4 protein-coding genes are annotated in these 4,918 nt (G+C 62.8%); all 4 read right to left on the bottom strand.

Going from position 1 to position 4,918, the window contains the following annotated elements; genetic code table 11:
* Nucleotides 1-1,250: GntP family permease (locus tag HX786_RS31085; RefSeq protein WP_178913054.1), on the bottom strand; the 1,250-nt coding region annotated here is incomplete at its 3' end.
* A gap of 296 nt (nt 1,251-1,546) precedes the next feature.
* Entirely contained in the window at nt 1,547-2,944 is a 1,398-nt protein-coding gene (locus HX786_RS31080) for a sigma-54-dependent Fis family transcriptional regulator (protein WP_178913053.1), read from the bottom strand.
* Entirely contained in the window at nt 2,941-4,512 is a 1,572-nt protein-coding gene (locus tag HX786_RS31075; protein ID WP_008436992.1) for an ABC transporter ATP-binding protein, read from the bottom strand. Before HX786_RS31075 ends, HX786_RS31080 begins: the two co-directional genes overlap by 4 nt.
* Before the next feature lie 11 nt (nt 4,513-4,523).
* On the bottom strand, nt 4,524-4,918 hold a 395-nt coding region (locus HX786_RS32125), incomplete at its 5' end, for an ABC transporter permease subunit (RefSeq protein WP_256735350.1).

Here is a 4,918-nt window from a genome sequence, read left to right as displayed (position 1 = left end):
TGGGGCAGGGTGTCCATGCCGCCGCTGGCCATGGCCGCGACCCGGTGCAGTACTTCAAGGGGGATATTGGCCGCATGGGCCGCTGAAATAAAGCTCTCCGACATGGCCGCCAGCGCGATGCTCATGCCGCCCGAGGCGGAACCGGTGATGCCGGCCAGCAGGGTCACGGTAATCGCTTCGTTGACCAGTGGGTTGGGAATGCCCTTGAGCCAGTCCGCCAGCACCAGGAAGCCCGGCAGCGAGGCGATCACCGCACCAAAACCGTATTCCGAAGCGGTGTTCATCGCCGCCAGCAGCGCGCCGCTGACGGCACTCTTGCTGCCCTCGGCGAGCTTGCTGCGAATCGCCGAGAAGCCGAACACCAGCACCACGATAATCCCCACCAGCAACGCCGCCTGCACCGCCCAGATTGCCGTGAGCTTGGCGACTTCGGTCTGCACCGGCGCGCTCATGCCCGGCAGGCTGAGGGTGTGGGTCTTGCCGTACCACAGCGGAATCCAGTGGGTGAACAGCAGGTTCATGATGCCCACCAGCAGCAGCGGCGACAGCGCGATCCAAGGGTTGGGCAGCTTGATGTCTTCGGCGGTTTCCGGCTCGTTGCGCAGCTCGGTCCCATAGCCTTCACCGGCGCGCTGGGCCTTGTTGCGCTGGCGGGCCAGGTACAGCATGCCGGCGCAGAACACGAAGATCGTGCCGATCAGCCCCAGCCACGGCGCGGCCCAGGCGGTGGTGTTGAAGAAGGTGCTGGGGATGATGTTCTGGATCTGCGGCGTGCCGGGCAGGGCGTCCATGGTGAACGAGAACGCGCCTAGGGCGATGGTCGCCGGCAGCAGGCGCTTGGGGATATTGCTCTGGCGGAACATCTCGGCGGCAAACGGGTACACCGCGAACACCACCACGAACAGCGACACGCCGCCGTAGGTCAGCAGGGCGCACACCAGCACGATCACCAGCATCGCCTGGCGGGTGCCGAGCACCTGGATCGCAGCGGCGACGATGGAGCGCGAGAAGCCAGAGATTTCAATCAGCTTGCCGAACACCGCGCCGAGCAGGAATACCGGGAAATACAGCTTGAGGAAGCCGACCATTTTCTCCATGAACACCCCGGTGAACGCGGGAGCGACGGCGGAAGGGTCGGTGAGCAGCACGGCGCCGAGGGCGGCGATGGGGGCGAACAGGATGACGCTGTAGCCACGGTAGGCGGCCAGCATCAGCAGCGCCAGAGCGGCGAGGGCAATGATCACACTCATGGTGTGTCTCCATCTGATTGTTATTTTTGTGGGGGTGAGGCGGTGGGGAGGGGCTTTAGCGAGATGTGTGCCAAGTTATTAACCTGTTGAAATATATAAAGAAATTCTTGATCTGTGAGAGTGTTCTCAAGTTTTGTCCCGAATTTGAGACTGTTGGAGATCAAATGTGGGAGCGGGCTTGCTCGCGAATGCGGTGTATCAGGCAGTAATTCAGGCACTGACACACCGCATTCGCGAGCAAGCCCGCTCCCACATTGGATTTTCTCTGTATTTGGAATTGTGTCTCTTTTTGGAGACTAGGCGATGCCCAGGGCAACCATTTTCTTATACAAGGTCGACCGACCCAGCCCCAGCCGCTTCGCCGCCTCCACCACATTCCCCTCACAGTGCTTCAACGCCGCCCCAATCACCTGCCGATCAAACCGCTCCCGGGCCGCGCTGAAACTCTCGCCCTCAACGGTCTCTACCGAACTCTGCTCAACCGGGCTGAATGTACCAATTGCTGCGCGAATTTCACTGGCATCCAGCACCAGGTCATCACTCAACAGTGCCGCCCGCTCCAGCACATTGCGCAGCTCGCGGATATTCCCCGGCCACGCATGCTGCGCCAATAACGCCAAGGCCTCGCGGTCCAGCTCATGCTGGCTGCGCAACTCCTCCAGAATCGCCTCGCTCAACGCCGGCAAATCATCCAGCCGCGCGCGCAACGGCGGCACCTGGATCGGCAGCACATTCAGCCGGTAATACAGGTCCGCCCGAAACTCGCCGCGCTTGATTGCCGCTTCCAGGTCCATGGACGTGGCCGCAATCACCCGCACATCACTGTGGATCATCTCGTTGGAGCCCACCGGCTCGAACTCTTTCTCCTGCAACACCCGCAGCAATTTGCTTTGCAGTGGTAGCGGCATGTCGCCGATCTCATCCAGAAACAGCGTGCCGCCCTGGGCAATCTGCAACTTGCCGGGTCGGCCCTTGCGGTCGGCACCGGTAAACGCGCCCGGTGCCGTGCCGAAGAATTCGGCTTCCAGCAAATCATGGGGAATCGCCGCGCTGTTGATGCTCACAAAGGCTTTGTGCGCCCGAGGCGATGCACCGTGAATCGCCTGGGCCAGCAACTCCTTGCCGGTCCCGGTTTCCCCCAGCAACAACACCGGCGAGTCCGCGCTGGCACTGCGCCGCGCCCGGCGTTTGACTTCCAGGCTGGCCGCGCTGGTGCCGATAAAGTGCGCGAAGTTGTACTTGCTCTGCCGCGACCTCAGCAGCGACCGAGTGGAAGCCAGTTCCTGCTGCATGCTCAGGTAGCGCTCGATCAGCGGCGACAGGTTGCGCAGCTCATCAAACAGCGCAAACCCGATCGCACCGATCACCTTACCGGCGTCGTCATGGATCGGCAGGCGCATCACCACCAGCGGGCCTTTGGGCGTGTCCTGGATATCCAGCAATATCGGCTGGTCGTTACGCACCACCTGGCGCAACAGGCTGTTGGAAATCACCTGCTCGCAGGGTTGCCCGATGGCTTCGTCGGCGCTTTTCAGGCCGAAGCGCTTCGCGTAGCGCTCGTTCATCCAGACGATGTTCGCGTCACCGTCGACAATCACCGTGCCTTCGCTGGACTGCTCGATGATCTCGAACAGCGACTGGATCGCCAGGCCGCGAACGTATTGGTAATCCTTGAGGCTGCCAGTGGTGCTCATGGGTGCGCCGCCGCGAGGAGTTCCCGGGTGTAAGGGTGTTGAGGCGCGGCAAACACTTCATCGCTGGGCCCGCGTTCCACCACCTTACCGTCCTTGATCACGATCATGTCGTGGGCCAGGGCCCGCACCACTGCCAGGTCATGGCTGATAAACAGGTACGTCAGGCCGTACTTTTCCTGCAACTCAAGCAACAGGGCGACCACCTGTTTCTGCACGGTACGGTCCAGTGCAGAAGTGGGTTCGTCCAGCAGGATCAGCGCCGGCTTGAGCACCAGCGCACGGGCGATGGCGATGCGCTGGCGCTGGCCGCCGGAGAATTCATGGGGGTAGCGATGGCGGCTGGCAGGGTCCAGGCCCACGTCTTCCAGCACGCGGATCACTTGGGCTTCGCGGTCCTTGAGGCTGCACGGCGCATGCACTTCCAGGCCTTCGCTGATGATCTGCGCCACCGACATCCGCGGGCTGAGGCTGCCGAACGGGTCCTGGAACACCACCTGCATCTGCTTGCGCCACGGTTGCATCTGCTTTTGCGTCAGGCCGTCGAGGGCCTCGCCCTGGAAGCGAATCGCGCCGCTGGAATCCAGCAGCCGCAGAATCGCCTGGCCCAGGGTGGATTTGCCCGAGCCGGACTCGCCGACAATCCCCAGTGTCTTGCCGCGCTGTACCTCCAGGCTGATGCCATCCACCGCTTGCAGGTATTGCTTGCGCCGGAACAGTCCGCCGCCCAGCGGGAACTGCACACTCAGGTTATCCACCTGCAACACCGTCTCCCGCGCCTCGTGATTCAAGACGATGCCTGCCGGTTCAGCATCCAGCAGCAGGCGGCTGTAAGGGTGCTGCGGGGCGCAGAACAGGGTTTCGCAATCCGCCTGTTCGACAATTTCCCCGGCCTTCATCACGCACACCCGCTGGGCAATGCTGCGCACCAGGTTGAGGTCGTGGCTGATCAGCAGCAGCGACATGCCCAGGCGTTGTTGCAGGGACTTGAGCAGCAGCAGGATCTTGCGCTGCACCGTCACATCCAGTGCAGTCGTCGGCTCATCGGCAATCAGCAGTTCCGGTTCACAGGCCAGGGCCATGGCGATCATCACCCGCTGGCGCTGGCCGCCGGAGAGTTGGTGGGGGTAGGCCTTGAGGCGTTCCCGGGGCTTCTGGATGCCCACCAGTTCGAGCAATTCAAGGATCCGCGCCTGGGCCTGTTTGCCGCCCAGGCCCTTGTGCAACAGCAGGGTTTCGCCGATCTGCTTCTCGATGCTGTGCAGCGGATTCAGGGACGTCATCGGCTCCTGGAAGATCATCGCAATCCGGTTGCCCCGCAGTTTTTGCAGGGTGGCGGGCGAGGCGCCGAGCAGTTCCTGGCCGCGATAGCGCACCGAGCCGGTGGTTTCGGTGCCGGCTTCGGGCAGCAGTTGCAGGATCGAATGGGCGGTCACCGATTTGCCCGAACCCGACTCGCCCACCAGCGCCAGGCACTCGCCGGGGCGCACGTCCAGGCACAGCTTGCGCACCACGGTCTGGCCGTTGAAGGCGACACTCAGGTCGCGAATCTCGATCAGGTTTTCAGTCATCTCAACGGCCTTCATGAGCGTGGGTCGAAGGCGTCACGCAACGCCTCGCCGATAAACACCAGCAACGACAGGATCAGCGCCAGGGTGAAAAACGCGGTCAGCCCCAGCCATGGTGCTTGCAGGTTCTGCTTGCCCTGGGCGATCAGCTCACCCAATGACGCGCTGCCGGCGGGCATGCCGAAACCGAGGAAATCCAGGGCGCTCAGGGTAGAAATCGCCCCGGTCAAAATGAACGGCAGGTAGCTCAGGGTAGCGGTCATCGCGTTCGGCAGGATATGCCGGCGGATGATCTTGCCGTCCCCCAGGCCCAACGCCCGCGCGGCCTTGACGTACTCCAGGTTGCGCCCCCGCAGGAACTCGGCGCGCACCACGTCCACCAGGGCCAGCCAGGAAAACAGCGCCATGA

Source organism: Pseudomonas sp. 21615526 (assembly GCF_013386245.1).
Taxonomy (GTDB): domain Bacteria; phylum Pseudomonadota; class Gammaproteobacteria; order Pseudomonadales; family Pseudomonadaceae; genus Aquipseudomonas.
This window is presented reverse-complemented; position numbering and strand designations above follow the sequence as displayed.

What these genes read in the sequence shown, in the direction of transcription:
- HX786_RS31080 (WP_178913053.1), bottom strand. Translation starts at nt 2,944, where the DNA reads ATGAGCACCACTGGCAGCCTCAAGGATTACCAATACGTTCGCGGCCTG.
- HX786_RS31075 (WP_008436992.1), bottom strand. Translation starts at nt 4,512, where the DNA reads ATGACTGAAAACCTGATCGAGATTCGCGACCTGAGTGTCGCCTTCAAC.